The sequence below is a fragment of the Pseudomonas sp. B21-056 genome (assembly GCF_026016325.1).
Classification (GTDB): domain Bacteria; phylum Pseudomonadota; class Gammaproteobacteria; order Pseudomonadales; family Pseudomonadaceae; genus Aquipseudomonas.
This window is the reverse complement of the sequence record NZ_CP087203.1, coordinates 2,396,852-2,415,803: the sequence shown is the minus strand read 5'-3', so window position 1 is coordinate 2,415,803 and position 18,952 is coordinate 2,396,852. Positions and strand designations below refer to the sequence as shown.

The following is an 18,952-nucleotide window of genomic DNA, read 5'->3' as shown; positions in this document are numbered from 1 at the left end:
TCTATGCTTGTGCCAAACCCATGGCAGACGAGGGATTTATGGACGATCCAGTCGACAACAAGCCGCCCACCCTGTTGCAGATGATGCACAGCGTACTGGCCGCCGCCTTCGGCGTGCAGAGCGGCAAGAACCGCGCCCGTGACTTCACCCACGGCAAACCGAGTCACTTCGTGATATTGGGCATCGCCTTCACGGCGATCTTCGCCCTGACGCTGTTCGGCATCGTCAAGCTGGTGGTGCATCTGGCGGGGTTGTAAGACTCTCTTTCCCTGCACATCACAACCCCTGTGGGAGCGAGCCTGCTCGCGATAGCGGTGATTCAGTCAATATTGCAGTGACTGACAGACCGCTATCGCGAGCAGGCTCGCTCCCACAGGGTTATTGCATTGGACAACCGATTACTGATGACTGACCCAGAACACCGCCGTGCCTACCACCAGGATTATCAGGAACAGAATGGCCCAGGCATCAACGGTACTGTCGCTTTTCCTTGCTTTGGTCGGATTGCTCATTGCATCGCCTCTTGTCGGTTTTTTAGGTGATTGCATAAAGACTCGACCACAGTTAAGACGATGATTGCCCATACGACAAATGTGGGTTCCGGGCCGATAGATCCCATTAGGTCATTTGGTTCTTTACATATACTCAAACATCACTTTTGCGCATAACTCAAAACAGGTATCTTGCACCGGCTCCTCTAGGAGTGCGCGGCCGTGCGCGCAGAATTGCCGAGGCAGAACCCGATTCCAGCGAGCCAATACGCAGCTGTTTCTGATCGGCCCAAGCCTGAGACCGAGACTTATATGTACGTATATGACGAGTACGATCAGCGGATCATCGAGGACCGCGTCAAGCAGTTCCGTGATCAGACCCGACGCTATCTGGCAGGCGAGCTGAGCGAAGAAGAATTCCGCCCTCTGCGCTTGCAGAACGGCCTGTATATCCAGCGTTTCGCCCCGATGCTGCGAGTGGCGGTGCCTTACGGCCAACTGACCGCGCGCCAGGTGCGCAAGCTGGCCCAGATTGCCCGCGACTATGACAAGGGCTACGCCCACATCAGTACCCGGCAGAACGTCCAGTACAACTGGCCGGCCCTGGAAGACGTGCCGCAGATCCTGGCTGAACTGGCCACCGTGCAGATGCACGCGATCCAGACCAGCGGCAACTGCCTGCGCAACGTCACCACCGACCAGTTTGCCGGTGTCGCAGCCGATGAATTGATCGACCCGCGCCCGTGGTGCGAGATCGTCCGCCAGTGGACCACCTTCCACCCGGAATTCGCCTACCTGCCGCGCAAATTCAAGATCGCCATCAATGGCTCGACCTCAGACCGCGCCGCCATCGAAGTCCACGACATCGGCCTGGAGGCGGTCTACAACGCTACGGGCGAACTGGGCTTCCGTGTGCTGGTGGGTGGTGGCCTCGGTCGCACGCCGGTGGTGGGTGCGTTCATCAATGAGTTCCTGCCCTGGCAGGACCTGCTGAGCTACCTCGACGCCATCCTGCGGGTGTACAACCGCTACGGCCGTCGCGACAACAAGTACAAGGCGCGGATCAAGATCCTGGTCAAGGCCCTGACACCTGAAGTGTTCGCCGAGAAGGTCGAAGCCGAAATGGTTCACCTGCGCGGCGGCCAGACCACCCTGACCGAAGCCGAAGTGCACCGTGTGGCCAAGCATTTCGTCGACCCGCAATACAAGGCCCTGGACAACCAGGACTTCGCCGCACTCGACAAGGAACATCCGGGGTTCACCCGCTGGCGCAGCCGCAACACCCTGGCCCACAAGAAGCCTGGCTACATCGCGGTCACCCTGTCCCTGAAGCCGACCGGTGTTGCACCGGGCGACATCACCGACAAGCAGCTGGACGCCGTGGCCGACCTGGCCGAGCGCTACAGCTTCGGTCAGTTGCGTACGTCCCACGAGCAGAACATCATCCTGGCGGACGTCGAACAAAGCCAGTTGTTCACCCTGTGGGGCGAGTTGCGCGAGCAGGGTTTCGCCACGCCGAACATCGGCCTGCTGACCGACATGATCTGCTGCCCGGGCGGCGACTTCTGCTCCCTGGCCAACGCCAAGTCGATCCCGATCGCCGAATCGATCCAGCGTCGTTTCGATGACCTGGACTACCTGTTCGACATCGGCGAGCTGGACCTGAACATTTCCGGTTGCATGAACGCCTGCGGTCACCACCATGTCGGCCACATCGGCATCCTGGGCGTGGACAAGAAAGGCGAAGAGTTCTACCAGGTTTCCCTGGGTGGCAGCGGCACCCGCGACGCCAGCCTGGGCAAGATCCTCGGCCCTTCGTTTGCCCAGGACGACATGCCAGACGTGATCGAGAAGCTGATCGACGTGTACATCGAACAACGTACCGAAGACGAGCGTTTCATCGACACTTACCAACGTATCGGCATCGACCTCTTCAAGGAACGCGTCTATGCAGCGAATCATTAAGAACAACGAGGTCATCGACGAAACCTGGCACCTGCTGCCCAAGGACGCGACCCTCGACGGTATTTCCAACTGCGACGACCTGATCGTGCCCCTGGCCTTGTGGCGTGATCACGCTCGCGCGCTCAAAGTCCGCGATGGCGGCCTGGGTGTGTGGCTGGACGCCGACGAGGAAGCGGAAGAGATCGGCGACGATGCCAATCAGCTCCAGGTCATCGCCCTGAACTTCCCGGCCTTCACCGACGGTCGCAGCTACTCCAACGCCCGCCTGCTGCGTGATCGCTACGGCTTCAAGGGTGAACTGCGGGCCATTGGCGATGTACTGCGCGACCAGCTGTTCTACATGCGCCGCTGCGGTTTCGACGCCTTTGCCTTGCGCGCCGACAAAGACCCCTACGAAGCCCTCGAAAGCCTCAAGGACTTCTCGGTGACCTACCAGGCCGCCACTGACGAACCGCTGCCGCTGTTTCGTCGTCGCTGAACCCGCTGCATGAAAAAAGCCCTGACCCGGATGTTCCGGTTCAGGGCTTTTTTATGGGCTCGATCGTTCCCACGCTCCGCGTGGGAATGCCTCAAGGGACGCTCCGCGTTCCAGCTCTGACGCGCCGCAAGCAGGTGTGACGCAGAGCGTCACGGGCTGCGTTCCCACGCGGAAGCGTCACTAGTGTCCGGTAAAAACTGAAGGGGGAGCTTGCTCCCCCTTGCTGTACCTGCCTTTGAGCGATACTCGGCTTTTTCAGACTCGATTCCGGCTATGTTCAGCAGCACTCGCTTTTCACAAATGCTCCAAGCACTCCCTCATCAGTTGTTCAAAAATGCAGTCAAACGCTGTGGCGCTGATCGTTATGCCAAGCAATTCAGCTCTTGGGATCTGCTCGTCACGCTGATCTTTGGTCAGATAACACAAGCCAGCAGCCTGCGCGCCTTGGCGACAGCATCGCAATCGCTGGAACCTCACCATTATCATCTCAACGCTCGCAGCATGGTTCGCTCAACGCTTTGTGATGCCTTGAGCAAACGCAGTTCAGAGCCTTTTCGGCTGGCCTGCGAGCACTTGCTGCAGGGCGTTGGCCGCAAGCAGCGCAAGTCCCTGGAAGCGATGGTCACGCTGATCGACTCGACCTCAATCACCTTGCGCGGTCCCGGCTTCGACGACTGGACCGCTGCGACGAAAACCCGCATAACACAAGGCCTGAAGGTGCATGTGGCAATTGATCCACGACAAACAGCACCCACTTACGTGAACATCACTGCCGCCAACGTCAATGACCTGAGTGACGCCCTGACCATGCCGCTTGAAGCAGGCATCACGTACGTTTTCGACAAGGGATACTGCGATTACAACTGGTGGCACCAGATTGATCAGGTGGGGGCGTTCTTCGTCACACGACTCAAAAAAAATGCCAATGTGAATCACGTAGAGGATCTGAACAGAGGGGAAAATGCCGACTTCATAGAGTCGGACGAAGCCGTGCGATTTGGCAAAAAACACCTGAATACACGACGGTTAAATCACTATCACGACCAAACCGTACGTCGGGTCCAGGTTCGTCGAGATGATCACGAAACGCCGCTGATCCTGGTGACTAATGATTTTTCACGCTCAGCTGAAGAAATTGCCGACCTGTACAAGCAGCGCTGGCAGATCGAGTTGTTCTTCAAGTGGATCAAGCAAAAACTCAAGCTCAAACGGTACTTCGGATTCTCTGAAAACGCGGTGCGTCTACAAATCTACAGCGCGCTGATCACATACCTTTTGCTGCTCCTGTATCAACAACGTTCGGCCTGCTCAGACTCGCTTTCAAACTTCACTATCCGGCTGGCTCATAGCTTGTTTGAGCGCCCGCTCAGCGACACACACCGCGGATATCGAAGGCAAGAACGAACAGAGCTGAAGGCTGCCCAGGGTAGCCTTCAGCTATGAAAAGGTTTTACCGGACACTAGTGACGCGAAGCGTGGGAACGATCCGAACGATCCGTTCTTACCAGAACCGCTGCTGAGTCAGGCGGCTCCACCAGCTCAACAGCAGCCGATCCACCGAGCCGCTGGCCGCCATACCGACACGTTCCTGCAGGCTTTTGCGTTCGGCATAGTGCAGGTGGTAAAGCTCGGCGCTCTTGGCGCGCTCGGCCAGGTATTCGTCGCTGGTCTTCAACTCGTCCACCAGTTGCTTGCCGAGGGCTGCGACACCCAGCCAGACCTCGCCGGTCGCCACTTCATCGATGGCCAGTTGCGGACGGTAATTGGACACGAAGTTCTTGAATAACTCGTGGGTGATGTCCAGGTCTTCCTGAAATTTCTCCCGGCCTTTCTCGGTGTTTTCGCCAAACACCGTCAGCGTGCGCTTGTACTCACCGGCCGTCAGGACTTCGAAGTCGATGTCATGCTTCTTCAGCAGGCGATTGACGTTCGGCAGCTGGGCCACGACGCCGATGGAGCCGAGGATGGCGAAAGGCGCGCTGATGATCTTCTCGCCGATACAGGCCATCATGTAGCCGCCGCTGGCCGCGACTTTGTCGATGCACACGGTCAGCGGCACGCCGGCCTGGCGGATCCGCGCCAGTTGCGACGAGGCCAGGCCATAGCTGTGGACCATGCCACCACCGCTTTCCAGGCGCAGCACCACTTCATCCTTGGGCGTTGCCAGGGTCAGCAACGCGGTGATTTCATGGCGCAGGCTCTCGGTGGCCGAGGCCTTGATGTCACCGTCGAAATCCAGCACGAACACCCGAGGCTTGGCCGCCGGTTTCTCCTTCTGTTTCTTCTGGACTTTTTCAGTCTTGCCTTCGCGCTTGCGCAGGGCCTTGAGCTGATCCTTGTCCAGCAGCGTCTGCTCCAGGCGCTCGCGCAGCCCCTTGTAGAAATCGTTGAGTTTGCTCACCTGCAACTGGCCGGCCGACTTGCGCCGTCCCTTGCTGCGCAGGGCAGCAAAACTGGCCAGCACCACCAGGATGGCGATGACCAGCGTCACGGTCTTGGCCAGAAAACCGGCGTATTCGATAAAGAACTCCACGATCACTCCTAATAGATTCTCGACTCGCCGTTCGACGGCGGACACTAAACGTTCCCAGCATACCCATGCACCTGCGTCGCTGCCAGCCGGGAAACCTGTGGTTACCTTAAGCCCGGCCCAGGCAGGACAAGGCTATAACGGACATTTCAAACAAGCGTATGTTTTTTCATTGACAGCTCACCGCCATCCTCATAACCTCGCCAAACCTTCAACGTACCGGGATGACGCGGACGTGGGCAGTATCTATCTGATTCGACATGGCCAGGCCTCCTTTGGTGCGGACGACTACGATGTCCTTTCACCCAACGGCGTGCGCCAGGCCCAGGTGCTGGGCGATCACCTGACGGAACTCGGTGTCGTGTTCGATCGCTGCCTCTCGGGTGACCTGCGCCGCCAGCAGGATACCGCCACTGGCGCCTTGGGCCGGATGGCCGCCGCCGGGCTGCCGGTTCCCGAAGTGGAGACCGACGCCGCGTTCAACGAGTTCGATGCCGACGCGGTGATCCGCGCCCTGCTGCCGGATATGCTGCCCGAGGAACCCGAGGCCCTGCACATCCTGCGCAATGCCGCGCAGAACCGCGCCGAATTCCAGCGCATCTTCGCGCTGGTGGTCGAACGCTGGCTCAGCGGCCAGTACGACCCGCCCGGGCTGGAGAGCTGGCTGGGTTTCGTCGAGCGGGTCCAGGCCGGCCTGCAACGCATCCTGGAACAGGCCGACAACAGCCACAAGATCGCCGTGTTCACCTCCGGCGGCACAATTACCGCCCTGCTCCACCTGATCACCCGGATACCGGCCCGACAGGCCTTCGAACTGAATTGGCAAATCGTCAACACCTCGCTCAACCACCTGAAATTCAGGGGGCGCGACGTGGCCCTGGCTTCCTTCAACAGCCATGCTCACCTGCAACTGCTGAAGACCCCGGACCTCATCACCTTTCGCTGAGGCCGAATTACCGTAGACCCTTGCTGTATCCAACCCGATAAGGATCGAAACCATGACCTCCGTAGTCGACGCCGTACAAAAGATGAAAGAAAAATTCAATCCAGCCGCCGCTGCCGGCCTGGACCTGGTATTCGGTTTCAACATCACCGACGAAGACAAGCAATACGCCCTGATCGTCAAGGACGGCACCTGTGAATTGCAGGAAGGCGAAAATGCCGACGCCAACTGCACACTGGTGATGGACAGCGACACCCTCAAGGGCATCGTCAGCGGTGAAACCGACGGCATGCAAGCGTTCATGGGCGGCAAACTGCGTGTCGAAGGCGACATGATGCTGTCGATGAAGCTCTCCGAGCTGTTCCCGGCCTGAGCCTGCGCACCCTTCCCGGGTGCCCTCGGCTGTAACGAATCCCGCCCCCGTGGCGGGATTCGTGTTTTTCGGGCAGGCTTGGCAACTCTTTCACTCCCGCCCTCCCCACCGGCCCGCCCATGGACATCGACCTCGCCCGCACCTTCCTGGAAATTGTCCGCCATGGCAGCCTCGCTGCGGCGGCCGACAAATTGCACGTCACCCAGACGGCGATTACCGCTCGCGTACAGAAGCTCGAAAGCCAGCTCGGCTGCGCGCTGTTCGTGCGCAACCGTGCCGGTGCGCGACTGACCAGCGACGGCGAAGCCTTTGTCGTCTACGCCAATCAGCTCGTGCAGACCTGGGAAGCAGCCCGTCGGGACCTGCCTTTGCCCGAGGGCTATCGCAATGTCCTGCACATCGGTGGCGAGGTCAGCCTGTGCAACCCCTTGATGCTCAGTTGGGCCCGTGAACTGCGCCAGCAGATCCCCGGCCATGCCTTGCGCATGGACATCCGCGACGGCGAGAAACTGCTGCAACAGTTGGAGCTGGGCTTGCTGGATGCCGCGGTGGTGTATCAACCCGAATACTGGCCGCGACTGCAGGTGGAGCAGTTGCTGGAAGAGAAATTGATCCTGGTGCGTCTGACCAGTTGCCCAGAACCCTACGTGTACATCGACTGGAGCGCCGATTTCCGTCGCCAGCACGACACCGCCCTGCCGGACAAGGCCAAGGCGGCCGTCACCTTCAACCTCGGCCCCCTGGCCTTGCAGTACATCCTGGAAAACGGCGGCAGCGGCTACTTCCGTACGCGCGTCGTGCAGAGCTACCTGGACAGCGGCATCCTGGAACGGGTGCCCAAGGCGCCGGAGTTCAACTACCCGACTTACCTGGTCTACTCCCGGGACCGGGATTCGGCGGCGTTGCAACAGGCGTTCGAGGTGTTGCGGACAATCGTCAGGAGCGGCAGCGACTGGTCCCAGCGCTGGGATCCGCTGAGTTGATGCATTCGGCTAGAGAGCGGGAGGGCCGCTTCGCGGCCCAACAGGGCGGTGCGACGTTTCGCTGAATCCCCCCGCCGCGCCACCAGGTTATTTCTGCAAATGCTCATTGATCTCGTCCTTGACCTGCAATCGCTTCTTCTTGAGCGTCTCCAAGGCAGTGTCGGACAGTGCGGGGGACGTCGGCTTTTCGGCGTCTACCACTTCGGCATCAAGTTGGGAGTATTTGAGAAGGAGCGAGTTGAGTCTTGGATTCTCGCTGCGCTTTTGCTGGATGTGGTCTTTGTCGCACTGGAGATCCTGGTACAGATCATGGGACACCGGCATGGAACACCTCCTTTTGGTGGATCGATGGCAGGCGCCTTTGAGGGCGCTCGACCATCAGGATGGCCTCGCCGATGGGGTTCTGTCGACCGTCAATCCGACCAGCGGTGACCGTTCGTCGCAACGGCCCACCATTGGATCAAACCTTTGCCCGCACGCCGCTCTCCATTGATCAGTGACCACAAGAATCGCTTTGTACAACCTGCATGGAGACTCACCAATGGACGGATTTACCCTGCGTCAACTCGGCCTGGCAGTGGCCCTGAGCACCAGCATGGGCATGGCCTGGGCCGCGACTTCCAACGACTTCGTCGACAACGCGGCGGCCGGTGGCATTGCGGAAATCGAGACCAGCAAACTGGCGCTGGAAAAAAGCGCTTCGGCGGACGTCAAGGAGTTCGCCAACAAGATGATCACCGACCACACCAAGGCGAACCAGGAGCTGATGTCCCTGGCGAAGAAACATGACATCGAAGTGCCGGACGAAACCACCCTGGTGAAGAAGGCGAAAGCCAAGATTCTCGACATGCGGGATGAATCCTTCGATGCGGCCTACGCCAACAACCAGGTCAAGGCCCACGAAGAAACCATCGCCCTGTTCAAGAAAGAAGCCGAGACCGTGACGGACGACAAGAAAGCCGGTAACACCGAACTGAAGGCCTTCGCCCAGAAAATGCTGCCGGACCTGCAGCATCACCTGGACGCAGCCAAGAAGCTTCAGGCTGCTCATCCCAGCAAGTAACCGTCCCCAGCTGCGTTGAGCGATCGTTCCCACGCTCTGCGTCACTAGTGTCCGGTAAAACCTTTTCATAGCTGAAGGCTACCCTGGGCAGCCTTCAGCTCTGTTCGTTCTTGCCTTCGATATCCGCGGTGTGTGTCGCTGAGCGGGCGCTCAAACAAGCTATGAGCCAGCCGGATAGTGAAGTTTGAAAGTGAGTCTGAGCAGGCCGAGCGTTGTTGATACAGGAGCAGCAAAAGGTATGTGATCAGCGCGCTGTAGATTTGTAGACGCACCGCGTTTTCAGAGAATCCGAAGTACCGTTTGAGCTTGAGTTTTTGCTTGATCCACTTGAAGAACAACTCGATCTGCCAGCGCTGCTTGTACAGGTCGGCAATTTCTTCAGCTGAGCGTGAAAAATCATTAGTCACCAGGATCAGCGGCGTTTCGTGATCATCTCGACGAACCTGGACCCGACGTACGGTTTGGTCGTGATAGTGATTTAACCGTCGTGTATTCAGGTGTTTTTTGCCAAATCGCACGGCTTCGTCCGACTCTATGAAGTCGGCATTTTCCCCTCTGTTCAGATCCTCTACGTGATTCACATTGGCATTTTTTTTGAGTCGTGTGACGAAGAACGCCCCCACCTGATCAATCTGGTGCCACCAGTTGTAATCGCAGTATCCCTTGTCGAAAACGTACGTGATGCCTGCTTCAAGCGGCATGGTCAGGGCGTCACTCAGGTCATTGACGTTGGCGGCAGTGATGTTCACGTAAGTGGGTGCTGTTTGTCGTGGATCAATTGCCACATGCACCTTCAGGCCTTGTGTTATGCGGGTTTTCGTCGCAGCGGTCCAGTCGTCGAAGCCGGGACCGCGCAAGGTGATTGAGGTCGAGTCGATCAGCGTGACCATCGCTTCCAGGGACTTGCGCTGCTTGCGGCCAACGCCCTGCAGCAAGTGCTCGCAGGCCAGCCGAAAAGGCTCTGAACTGCGTTTGCTCAAGGCATCACAAAGCGTTGAGCGAACCATGCTGCGAGCGTTGAGATGATAATGGTGAGGTTCCAGCGATTGCGATGCTGTCGCCAAGGCGCGCAGGCTGCTGGCTTGTGTTATCTGACCAAAGATCAGCGTGACGAGCAGATCCCAAGAGCTGAATTGCTTGGCATAACGATCAGCGCCACAGCGTTTGACTGCATTTTTGAACAACTGATGAGGGAGTGCTTGGAGCATTTGTGAAAAGCGAGTGCTGCTGAACATAGCCGGAATCGAGTCTGAAAAAGCCGAGTATCGCTCAAAGGCAGGTACAGCAAGGGGGAGCAAGCTCCCCCTTCAGTTTTTACCGGACACTAGTGACGCTCTGCGTGGGAATGCCTCAACGGATGCTCTGCGTTCGGCGCTCTTTGGGACGCGGAGCGTCCTTGGCTGCATTCCCACGCCGAGCGTGGGAACGATTTTGTACGGAAGGCCCGACCATTGAGTCGGGCTTTTTATTGATTAGCCACCATCAGTATCGATATCCGCATCCGTGCTCTCATCGGACTCAGGCCTATCCGGGTCTGGCTTGAAGCCCGGGCTGAAGGTGTTGTCATTGTCCTGGTGATGGTTCTTCTGGTCGACCTCGCTGGCGGCGCTCTGGGCCTGGTCGGTCCCGGCGGGGCTGACGGGTTGGGCGGTCGGTGGCGTCGACTGGACCTGGGGATCGATGGCCGGGTCGTTGCGCGGCGTGGGTGCCTGGTCTTGTGGCTGAGTGTGTGCAGGATCGTCGTTCATAAACACCTCATTCATGACAGGGCCGGTTGATGACCGACCTTGACTGTTCGAAGGTGTGGCAACGGTTTCGGTTCCATTTGTTTGCCGGGCCGATCACCCGCCCAGCACCGACCTGACCATGGCGGTCAGCGCCTCGGGGCCATAGGGTTTGCTCAACAAATGGGTGTCGGGGCTCAGCTGGTGATTCTGGGAAATGATGTCCCGGGTATGGCCGGAGGTGAACAGCACCGGCACCGGCGGGACCTGTATTTTCGCCCAGGCCGCCAAGTCGGAACTCTTGATCAGGCCCGGCATGACCACGTCGCTGAAGATCAGGTCCACCGACGCGCCGTCGAGCAGCAGTTGCATGGCCGCATCGCCGTTGCCAGCGGTCAGGGTGCGGTAACCGGACTGTTCCAGCAGTTCCACCGAGGCGCTGCGCACCGCGTCATTGTCTTCCACCACCAGAATCGTCTCCTGCCCGCCAGGGTGAAGCGGTGGGCGTTGGACTTCTTCTGCGGTTTCGGCCTGGTGGCTGCGAGGAAAATACATGTGCGCCCGCGTACCCTCGCCCAGGTCACTGGCAATCTCGATATGGCCGCCACTCTGCTTGACGAAACCGAACACCATGCTCAGCCCCAGCCCCGTGCCCTGACCTTCGGTCTTGGTGGTGAAAAACGGCTCGAAGACCTGGTTCAGGATATCGGGCGACATGCCGGCGCCGCGGTCGATCACCGACAGTCGTACATAGTCGCCCGGTGGGATGTCTTTGCCAGCGCAGGACGCTTCGTCGAGCACGATGTTTTCGCCAATCATGCGAATGGTGCCTTCGCCGCCCATGGCATCGCGCGCATTGATCGCCAGGTTCAACAGCGCGTTTTCCAGCTGATTGCGATCGACGTGGATGCACCAGGGCGCATCGGGCAAAGCCACTTCAATCTGGATGGTTTCGCCCAGGGTCCGTTGCAGCAACTCGACCAGATCGTCGTAGATGCGCCGCGGATTGTAGACCGCGGGTGTCAACGGTTGACGCCGGGCAAAGGCCAGCAGTTGCGTGGACAGCTTGGCGCCGCGCTCCACGGCTTCGATGGCGGCGCCGACCCGGCGTTGCACGTTGACGTTGTCCGGTTCGCGGCGAGCCAGCAAGTGCAGGTTGCCGGCAATCACCTGCAGCAGGTTGTTGAAGTCATGGGCCACGCCGCCGGTGAGGCCACCAATGGCCTCGAGCTTCTGTGACTGGCGCAACTGTTCTTCGGCTGTCAGCCGCGCTTGCACCTCGTCAGCCACCCGCCGTTCCAGGTCCCGGGTGAACTTGAGCAGCGAGGCTTCGGCGGTCTTGCGCTCGTTGATGTCGATCAGCACGCCGGGGAAACGCAGGGGCTTGCCCAACACGTCGAATTCACATCGACCGCTGGCGAGCACCCAGAGGTAATCACCGTCCTGGCGGCGTATCCGGTATTCAGCACTGTAAGGTGCACCGGTGCGCAAGGTCAGTTCGACCCGCTGGTCCAGCTCATCCCGGTCATCCGGGTGGATGCTCTGGCGGGCAACTTCGATGGGCAGTGCGTCCAGCGAACAATCCGGCGGATAGTTGAAGCTACGGGCGAAACGCTCATCACCGGAGAGCACGTCGGCCTGGACATCCCAGACGAACGAGCCGAGCAACGGCCCGGCCGAAAGCGCCAACTGGATACGTTCATTGACGGCGCGATAACTGCGTTCGGCCGCTTGTCGGGCCCGCTCGGTCAGCACATGTTCAGTGGTTTCCACCACAACCGCCAACACGCCGGCGGGTGACTGGTCCTCACCGGGTACAGGGCTGTAATAGAGGTCCATCCACACGTCTTCGGGTTTGCCATCGCGCAGCAGCACCAGCTCTTTGTTGCGATAGGACAAGGTGCCGCCGGCCAGGCAGACGTCCAGTACGTGACGATTGAAATCGGCCACTTCCGGCCAGCCCAACTCCACCGCACACCCCAGCAGGTAGGGATGGCGGCCACCGGCGAACTCGGCATAGGCGTCGTTGTAGATCATGAAGCCCTGGCGGCCCCACAACATCACCATCGGCAGAGGCGACGCCAGCAGCAATTGCACAGCGCTGCGCAAGCTGGCGGACCAGTGTTCGAGAGCGCCCAGCTCGGTCTGGCTCCAGTCAAAGGTCCGGATACGCCCGGCCATTTCACCACCCCAACCGAGGCACCCGTGTTTTTGCGACAAGAACTGCATGGGATGACTGTGAACCTCGATATGCCAGCTGGGAATCGGCCTGACACGAGTCCCTTGTGCTCAGAGCTTCGAGCGCTGCGGTTGCGTTTGGTTTCATGGGCAAGTCACGAAGTCGTCCGCATGGTCCCGGCCCCAAACAAAGTCCCTGTGGCGAGGGGATTTATCCCCGCTGGACTGCGCAGCAGTCCCAAAAACCTGACACACCAGTGTGTCAGGTTGATTGAGGTGACAGAGTTGGGGCCGCTTCGCAGCCCAGCGGGGATAAATCCCCTCGCCACAGGATTTGCTGTGATACGGCATCAATGTCAGCGGAAATCGCGGCTTTGCACGTGAATGCCCGCCAGCAATTCGGTCAGGTCGCTCAAGCGTCCGGCGATCAGGTGGCGGACCTCGCCGACGCTTTCCCAGCGACCGTCGACCCGAAGCAACTGCGAGCCCACCAGAACTTTGCGTTGGCGCTCCGCCAGGTCGCGCCAGACCACCACGTTGAGGTTGCCGAACTCATCTTCCAGGGTGACGAAGGTCACACCACTGGCCGTGCCCGGGCGTTGGCGACCGGTGACCAGCCCGGCAACGCTGACGTTGCGGCCATGCTCCACCTCCTGCAACTCCCGGGAGCTGCGACAGCGCCGGGCGCGCAGTTCAGGGCGCAACAAAGCCAGCGGATGAGGGCCCAGTGTCGTGCCGAGGGTGGCGTAGTCGGCGAACAGGTCTTCCCCCAGCGAAGGTTTGGGCAGGTTCACCGGCGGCTCTTCCTGACTGGGCAGACCGGCAAACAGACCCAGTTGTTTTTGCACGCCGGCCACTTCCCAACGAGCGCGATGGCGATCGCCGGCCAGGCCGCGCAAGGCCCCGGCATCGGCCAATTGCTCCTGGGCCCGGGCATCGAGCTGCGCGCGCTCGCCCAGGTCGGCCACGTCACTGAACGCCCGCTGCCGGCGAGCCGTTTCGATACGCCGGGCATCGTCCTCGCGAAAACCCTTGATCAGGCGCAAGCCCATGCGAATCGCCGGTTGCCGTCCTTCCAGGGGTTCGAGACTGCAATCCCAATCACTGGCGCGCACGTCCACCGGACGGATCTGCAGTTGATGGCGGCGGGCATCCTGCAGCAGTTGGTCCGGGCTGTAGAAACCCATGGGCCAGCTGTTGATCAGCGCACAGGTGAATGCCGCCGGTTCGTGACATTTGAGCCAACTGCTGGCGTAGGTCAGCAAGGCGAAGCTGGCGGCGTGGGATTCGGGAAAGCCGTAGTTACCGAAGCCCTTGATCTGCTCGAAGATCTGCGCGGCGAATTCGGGGGTGTAGCCATTTTTTTCCATCCCCTTCGCCAGACGCTCCCGATGCGGCTCCAACCCACCGTGACGTTTCCAGGCAGCCATGGAACGGCGCAACTGGTCAGCCTCGCCCGGGGTGTAATCGGCGGCGACAATGGCGATCTGCATCACCTGCTCCTGGAACAACGGAATCCCCAGGGTCCGCCCGAGCACTGCCTCCAACTTCTGCGACGGGTAGGTGACCTCCTCCTCTTTGTTTCGCCGCTTCAGGTACGGATGCACCATGCCGCCCTGGATCGGCCCCGGTCGCACGATCGCCACTTCGATCACCAGGTCGTAGAAATCCTTGGGCCTGAGCCGGGGCAACATCGCCATCTGCGCCCGTGATTCGATCTGGAACACGCCGATGGTGTCGGCACGCGAGATCATTTCGTAGGTGGCCGAATCGTCCGAGGGGATCGTCGCCAAGGTGTAGCGCTGGTCCCGATACTGATGCACCAGATCGAAACACCGTCGGATCGCACTGAGCATGCCCAGGGCCAGGATATCCACCTTGAGCAGCCCGACCGCATCCAGGTCGTCCTTGTCCCACTGGATAATGGTGCGCTCGGCCATGGCGGCGTTTTCCACCGGCACCAGGGTGTCCAGGGGTTGCTCGGAAATCACAAAACCGCCGGGGTGCTGGGACAGGTGCTGGGGAAAGCCGATCAGTTGCTGGGTCAGGCTCAGCACCCGACGCAGGATCGGGCTGTCCGGGTCGAAGCCGCCTTCGCGCAGACGCTCCACGGGCGGCGCCTCGTCGCTCCAGCGACCGCAACAGTCGGCCAACGCGTTGACCTGATCCGGCGGCAGGCCCAGGGCCTTGGCGACGTCCCGCACCGCCCCGGCACCGTGGTAACTGCTGACCACCGCCGTCAATGCCGCACGATGGCGACTGTAACGCTGGAAGACGTATTGCAGCACCTCTTCGCGGCGCTCATGTTCAAAATCCACGTCGATGTCCGGCGGCTCGTTGCGCTCCCGGGATAGGAAGCGCTCGAACAACAGGTTGGTTCGGCTCGGGTCGATTTCGGTGATGCCCAGGGCATAACACACCGCCGAGTTGGCCGCCGAACCACGGCCCTGGCAAAGGATGTTGCGCTTGCGGGCAAAGCTGACGATGTCCTGCACGGTGAGGAAGTAGCTGTCGTAGCCAAGCTCGGCGATCAGCTCCAACTCGGTGTTGATCTGCCGCCGGATCCGCTCCTCCACGCCGTTCTTCCAGCGCTCACGCAGGCCCCGCTCGGTCAGTTCCCGCAGCCACGATGCCGGATCGTGCCCCTCGGGCACCAACTCACGGGGGTATTCATAGCGCAACTGACCCAGGTCGAAGGTACAGCGCCGGGCGATCTCCAGGGTTTCATCGAGCAACCTGCGGGGGTAGAGATCGGCCAGATCCTTACGGCTGCGCAGATGGCGCTCGCCGTTGGGGTGCAGGCGCTGGCCGGCCTCGGCCACCGTGACGTGATGCCGGATGGCGGTCATGGTGTCCTGCAAGGCGCGACGGCCGCGCACGTGCATATGCACATCGCCGGTGGCGACGGCAGGTAGCGCCAGGCGGTCCGCCAGTGCCAACAAGTCGGCCAGGCGACGCCGGTCGTCCTGTCCGCAATGCAACTGGACCGACAACCACAGGCGCCCGGCGAAGACCGACTGAAGCCAGCGGCCCTGCTCTTCGCCGTCCTTGCCATCGGGCACCCACAATGCCAACAACCCCGGCCAGGTCTCGTCGAAGTCTTCCCGCACGATGCGATAGCGGCCCTTCTCGCTGCGACGGCGGGCACGGGTGATCAGCCGGCACAAGGCTTGATAGCCCTCGAGGTTTTCCACCAGCAGCACCAGTTTCGGACCGTTCTCGATCTGGATCTCGCTGCCGACGATCAACTGCAGCTTCAATTCCTTGGCCGCCTGCCAGGCCCGCACGATGCCGGACAAGGTGCACTCGTCGGTAATCGCCAGGGCCCGGTAACCCTGTTGGCTGGCCCGGCGGCACAGTTCCAATGCACTGGAGGCACCCCGTTGGAAACTGAAATTCGACAGGCAATGCAGCTCGGCGTATTCGACGTTCATGCGAACCAGCCCTGCAACCACAACGGGCCGCCCTCGCCCACCGCTCGATAAGCCCAGCCCCGCTGCCCCGCACGGGTTTCGATCAGGTAGTAATCGCGGCGCACGTCAGCGCCGTCCCACCAACCGGTCTCGATGCGCTCCGGGCCCATGAGAACCCGCGCCTGACCTTCCGGCAACGCCTGGGGTTCATCCAGCAGCCAGCCGGGACGCTGCACACCGCGGCGCACGGGGCATGCCTGGGGTCGGGGCTGAGGTGTCATCTGCCAGGCGCACTCAGGCCGATGGTCGTCGCGAACCCCCAGGCCCTGCACCGCGTTGTCCCCCAAGCGTGCTCGCAACCGTTCCCGCAGTTGCTCCCAGGGCAAGGACTGTTGCGGGCGCTCATCGAACAGTTCCAGGCGCTGGGGCACGAAGCTCGGCAGGTCCTCGGCACACAAACGAAAGCCGCGCACCGGCGCCTCGACCTGCACCTGTTCCAAACGGCCGCGGGCCAGTTCGAAGAGCATCGAGGAATCCCGTTCGGCACTGAGCAGGCCGACCTTGATGATCGTGTCCGGCAACCCGGCGTGTTCCAGGTGCAGGTCAAAACGTTGCACGCCACTGTCGCGCCCGCACAGGAAGGCCGACAGGTCACCGGTCAACCGGCGCAGCGGGAACAGCAGCGCCTGGTGGGACTGGACGTCGTAGTTGAGTTCGATGCGCACATCGAAACGGTCCGGCGGCAGGTAGAACGACAGCGCCAGGGTGCGGCTGCCGATCAGTGCGTCGAGATGCTTGAGGACCTGGGCTTCAAAACGCCGCGCCAGCGTGTGCCGGGGCAAGGCCTGGACCTGATCCAGGCAGCGCAGCCCCATGCGCGACAATGCCGTGGCAACGTCGGGAGGCAGGCCGATCCGGTCCACCGGCATCTGTCCCAGGCGTTGTTGCAGGCGCTCGGCATCCGGTACCACCAGGGCGTCATGGGCATTGGCGAGCACCCGCGCCGCCACCGGGTTGGGGGCTGCGACGATGCGATGACGAAACCCCAGCGCCGTCAGTTCGGCCCGCAGCCGTGCCTCGAAGACCGGCCAGGGCCCGAACAGGCCCAGGCTCGACTCGATCTCGAACAACACCGTGCGCGGGTAATGCACGCTGACCTGGGAACTGAACCGGTAAGCCCAGGCCGCCAGGAATTGCTGCCAGTGCTCGATCTGCGCGGCGTCGTATTCGGCGGTGGCAAAGCCTTTGCTCAGAGCCTGGGCGGCAGTCATGGTCTGGCCCGGCCGCAGGCCCAGGGCCCGGGCGGGATCGTTGACCGCTTGCAGCACCCGACGCTGGGCCGGACCGGTCAACAGCGCCAGGGGCTCCTCGGGATCGGGGCGCTGACGCAGCGCGGCGTCCAGCGCCAATTGCGGGAAGAGAATGCAGACCCAGCGCATCGCAACCTCAATGCCCTGTTTGCAGGGTGTGGGCAAAGGCAATCGGCGCCGAACGGGCCAGTCCTCCCCGACACTTGAGCACGCGCAATTGCCCGGGCCCGGCATCGATGGCGATGCGCAGGGCCGCCGGCGAGGGATTGATGGCTTCCTGGATCGAGCGCCAGGCGAACGCCAGGGTCTGGCCGGTTTCCGCGGCCACTTGCAGGCGGCGCAAGGCACGATCATCGGCCTGGCGAGGCCAGCACAGGACCGCCCCACAGCTGCCCGAACGCAGGCATTGTTCGGCGGCCCACAGGGCATCGCGCTCATCGGCGCGGATCACCGACAGTTGGCTCAGGTCCACCCCGGCGCTCTGCCAGGCCTGGGGATAGGGCACGAACGGCGGGGCCACCAGCACGATCCGTTCTCCCTGCGCAGACAGTCGCGCCAGGGTCGGCCACACCAGTTGCAACTCGCCCAGGCCCGGCGCGGCGATGAGGATTTCCGTCAGCGCCGCTTCCGGCCAGCCACCACTGGGCAACGCCGCGTCCAGCGCGGCATGGCCGGTGGGTTGCGGGCTGGCGGCCGGGGGCGCAGGCCGGCCTTTCCAGACCTGGCCGCCGTTGAACAGCGTGTCCAGCGCAACGACCGCGCCCATCAGCCTTGCCTCAACAGGCCACAGAACACCCCTTCTATCGCCAGGTCCTGGTCGGCTTCGACAATGATTGGCTGATAGGCCGGGTTGCGCGGCAGCAAGCGCACCCGCTCGCCGACTCGTTCGAAACGCTTGATGGTGACTTCACCGTCGAGCCGCGCCACCACGATTTGCCCGTTCGACGCCTGGGGCGTGCGCTGGACACCCACCAGGTCGCCGTCGAGGATGCCGTCGCCGATCATCGAGTCGCCCTGGACCCGCAGCAGGTAATCCGGCGCCCTGGTGAAGATCGCCGGGTCCAGCATCAAGCGGTCGTGGACCTCGGCATCGGCGCCGATCGGCCGGCCGGCAGCCACTCGCCCCAACACCGGCACGTCGAGCAGCTCGGGACGCGGCGGCTGGTTCAGCAAGCGGATGCCCCGGGCCTGGTGCGGATTGACTTCGATGAAACCGGCTTCGGTCAACGCCAGCACATGCTTGCGCGCCACGCTGCGGGAAGCAAAACCGAACGCCTCGCTGATTTCAGCGAGGCTGGGAGACTGGCCCTGGTCGGCGATGCGTTCGCGGATGAAGGTCAGGATGGCGGTGCGGCGGGGGGTGAGAGTCGTCATGGAGTACATTTGTACTCCTGTCGGTTTTTTCTGACAAGCGCCGCCAGTCAGTTCACAGGTCGGCTGTACCGCCGCCATCGCGAGCAAGCTCGCTCCCACAGGGGTTGGGTGGTGTACGTCGGATCTG

General features: G+C 61.4%; 17 protein-coding genes. 8 read left to right on the top strand and 9 right to left on the bottom strand.

All coding sequences use genetic code 11. From position 1 onward, the window contains the following. Positions 1 to 38 precede the first annotated feature (38 nt). The 4 genes from LOY67_RS10805 to LOY67_RS10790 all read left to right on the top strand — a co-directional run bounded on the left by LOY67_RS10805 (position 39) and on the right by LOY67_RS10790 (position 4,377). On the top strand, positions 39 to 257 hold the full coding sequence (locus LOY67_RS10805) for a DUF2970 domain-containing protein (protein WP_250965358.1): 219 nt from the start codon (positions 39 to 41) through the stop codon (positions 255 to 257). A gap of 546 nt (positions 258 to 803) precedes the next feature. Beyond that, positions 804 to 2,456 (top strand): nitrite/sulfite reductase, encoded by a 1,653-nt coding sequence (locus LOY67_RS10800; RefSeq protein WP_265067146.1) that lies wholly within the window; start codon positions 804 to 806, stop codon positions 2,454 to 2,456. After that, positions 2,440 to 2,934 carry a DUF934 domain-containing protein gene (locus LOY67_RS10795; RefSeq protein WP_047703631.1) on the top strand — a complete coding sequence of 165 codons (495 nt, stop codon included), beginning with the start codon at positions 2,440 to 2,442 and terminating at the stop codon, positions 2,932 to 2,934. Before LOY67_RS10800 ends, LOY67_RS10795 begins: the two co-directional genes overlap by 17 nt. 273 nt (positions 2,935 to 3,207) lie before the next feature. Further along, positions 3,208 to 4,377, top strand: coding sequence for an IS4 family transposase (locus LOY67_RS10790; RefSeq protein ID WP_265064268.1), 1,170 nt, complete (start codon positions 3,208 to 3,210; stop codon positions 4,375 to 4,377). Between the two features lie 58 nt (positions 4,378 to 4,435). Here the strand turns inward: LOY67_RS10790 and sohB are convergent, their stop codons facing one another. After that, positions 4,436 to 5,467: a protease SohB gene (sohB, locus tag LOY67_RS10785; RefSeq protein ID WP_265067145.1), complete on the bottom strand. Its 1,032-nt coding sequence runs from the start codon at positions 5,465 to 5,467 to the stop codon at positions 4,436 to 4,438. A gap of 232 nt (positions 5,468 to 5,699) precedes the next feature. Here sohB and LOY67_RS10780 point away from each other — a divergent pair, with 232 nt between their 5' ends. From LOY67_RS10780 to LOY67_RS10770, 3 genes are all read left to right on the top strand, one after another. Next, positions 5,700 to 6,410, top strand: a complete 711-nt coding sequence (locus tag LOY67_RS10780) for a histidine phosphatase family protein (RefSeq protein WP_265067144.1) — start codon at positions 5,700 to 5,702, stop codon at positions 6,408 to 6,410. A 52-nt stretch (positions 6,411 to 6,462) separates the two neighbouring features. Then, positions 6,463 to 6,780: an SCP2 sterol-binding domain-containing protein gene (locus LOY67_RS10775; RefSeq protein ID WP_265067143.1), complete on the top strand. Its 318-nt coding sequence runs from the start codon at positions 6,463 to 6,465 to the stop codon at positions 6,778 to 6,780. Between the two features lie 119 nt (positions 6,781 to 6,899). Continuing rightward, entirely contained in the window at positions 6,900 to 7,763 is an 864-nt protein-coding gene (locus LOY67_RS10770; RefSeq protein WP_265067142.1) for a LysR family transcriptional regulator, read from the top strand. A gap of 87 nt (positions 7,764 to 7,850) precedes the next feature. Here the strand turns inward: LOY67_RS10770 and LOY67_RS10765 are convergent, their stop codons facing one another. After that, entirely contained in the window at positions 7,851 to 8,087 is a 237-nt protein-coding gene (locus LOY67_RS10765; RefSeq protein WP_265067141.1) for a YdcH family protein, read from the bottom strand. A 217-nt stretch (positions 8,088 to 8,304) separates the two neighbouring features. Between LOY67_RS10765 and LOY67_RS10760 the strand changes: the two genes are divergently transcribed. After that, positions 8,305 to 8,826: a DUF4142 domain-containing protein gene (locus LOY67_RS10760; protein ID WP_265067140.1), complete on the top strand. Its 522-nt coding sequence runs from the start codon at positions 8,305 to 8,307 to the stop codon at positions 8,824 to 8,826. A gap of 65 nt (positions 8,827 to 8,891) precedes the next feature. Here the strand turns inward: LOY67_RS10760 and LOY67_RS10755 are convergent, their stop codons facing one another. The 7 genes from LOY67_RS10755 to lexA form a co-directional block, all read right to left on the bottom strand. Next, entirely contained in the window at positions 8,892 to 10,061 is a 1,170-nt protein-coding gene (locus tag LOY67_RS10755; protein WP_265064268.1) for an IS4 family transposase, read from the bottom strand. Between the two features lie 237 nt (positions 10,062 to 10,298). After that, entirely contained in the window at positions 10,299 to 10,574 is a 276-nt protein-coding gene (locus LOY67_RS10750; protein WP_265067139.1) for a hypothetical protein, read from the bottom strand. Positions 10,575 to 10,667: 93 nt separating this feature from the next. Continuing rightward, positions 10,668 to 12,779, bottom strand: a complete 2,112-nt coding sequence (locus tag LOY67_RS10745; RefSeq protein WP_265067138.1) for a PAS domain-containing sensor histidine kinase — start codon at positions 12,777 to 12,779, stop codon at positions 10,668 to 10,670. Positions 12,780 to 13,084: 305 nt separating this feature from the next. Then, positions 13,085 to 16,183 carry an error-prone DNA polymerase gene (locus LOY67_RS10740; RefSeq protein ID WP_265067137.1) on the bottom strand — a complete coding sequence of 1,033 codons (3,099 nt, stop codon included), beginning with the start codon at positions 16,181 to 16,183 and terminating at the stop codon, positions 13,085 to 13,087. Continuing rightward, complete coding sequence (locus LOY67_RS10735; RefSeq protein WP_265067136.1) at positions 16,159 to 17,580, bottom strand: Y-family DNA polymerase; 1,422 nt, start codon at positions 17,578 to 17,580, stop codon at positions 16,159 to 16,161. The genes LOY67_RS10740 and LOY67_RS10735 overlap by 25 nt, the downstream gene beginning before the upstream one ends. A 7-nt stretch (positions 17,581 to 17,587) precedes the next feature. Further along, the gene (gene imuA, locus LOY67_RS10730) at positions 17,588 to 18,217 is read right to left on the bottom strand and encodes a translesion DNA synthesis-associated protein ImuA (protein WP_265067135.1); all 630 of its coding nucleotides are present in this window, start codon (positions 18,215 to 18,217) and stop codon (positions 17,588 to 17,590) included. Beyond that, the gene (gene lexA / locus LOY67_RS10725; RefSeq protein ID WP_265067134.1) at positions 18,217 to 18,834 is read right to left on the bottom strand and encodes a transcriptional repressor LexA; all 618 of its coding nucleotides are present in this window, start codon (positions 18,832 to 18,834) and stop codon (positions 18,217 to 18,219) included. The genes imuA and lexA overlap by 1 nt, the downstream gene beginning before the upstream one ends. Positions 18,835 to 18,952: the final 118 nt, after the last annotated feature.

Excerpts from the sequence above, each read along its gene's own strand:
- LOY67_RS10805 (WP_250965358.1), top strand. The coding sequence starts at position 39 with ATGGACGATCCAGTCGACAACAAGCCGCCCACCCTGTTGCAGATGATG.
- LOY67_RS10800 (WP_265067146.1), top strand. The coding sequence starts at position 804 with ATGTACGTATATGACGAGTACGATCAGCGGATCATCGAGGACCGCGTC.
- LOY67_RS10795 (WP_047703631.1), top strand. The coding sequence starts at position 2,440 with ATGCAGCGAATCATTAAGAACAACGAGGTCATCGACGAAACCTGGCAC.
- LOY67_RS10790 (WP_265064268.1), top strand. The coding sequence starts at position 3,208 with ATGTTCAGCAGCACTCGCTTTTCACAAATGCTCCAAGCACTCCCTCAT.
- LOY67_RS10775 (WP_265067143.1), top strand. The coding sequence starts at position 6,463 with ATGACCTCCGTAGTCGACGCCGTACAAAAGATGAAAGAAAAATTCAAT.
- LOY67_RS10770 (WP_265067142.1), top strand. The coding sequence starts at position 6,900 with ATGGACATCGACCTCGCCCGCACCTTCCTGGAAATTGTCCGCCATGGC.
- LOY67_RS10765 (WP_265067141.1), bottom strand. The coding sequence starts at position 8,087 with ATGCCGGTGTCCCATGATCTGTACCAGGATCTCCAGTGCGACAAAGAC.
- LOY67_RS10760 (WP_265067140.1), top strand. The coding sequence starts at position 8,305 with ATGGACGGATTTACCCTGCGTCAACTCGGCCTGGCAGTGGCCCTGAGC.
- LOY67_RS10755 (WP_265064268.1), bottom strand. The coding sequence starts at position 10,061 with ATGTTCAGCAGCACTCGCTTTTCACAAATGCTCCAAGCACTCCCTCAT.
- LOY67_RS10750 (WP_265067139.1), bottom strand. The coding sequence starts at position 10,574 with ATGAACGACGATCCTGCACACACTCAGCCACAAGACCAGGCACCCACG.
- LOY67_RS10745 (WP_265067138.1), bottom strand. The coding sequence starts at position 12,779 with ATGCAGTTCTTGTCGCAAAAACACGGGTGCCTCGGTTGGGGTGGTGAA.
- LOY67_RS10735 (WP_265067136.1), bottom strand. The coding sequence starts at position 17,580 with ATGCGCTGGGTCTGCATTCTCTTCCCGCAATTGGCGCTGGACGCCGCG.
- imuA (WP_265067135.1), bottom strand. The coding sequence starts at position 18,217 with ATGGGCGCGGTCGTTGCGCTGGACACGCTGTTCAACGGCGGCCAGGTC.
- lexA (WP_265067134.1), bottom strand. The coding sequence starts at position 18,834 with ATGTACTCCATGACGACTCTCACCCCCCGCCGCACCGCCATCCTGACC.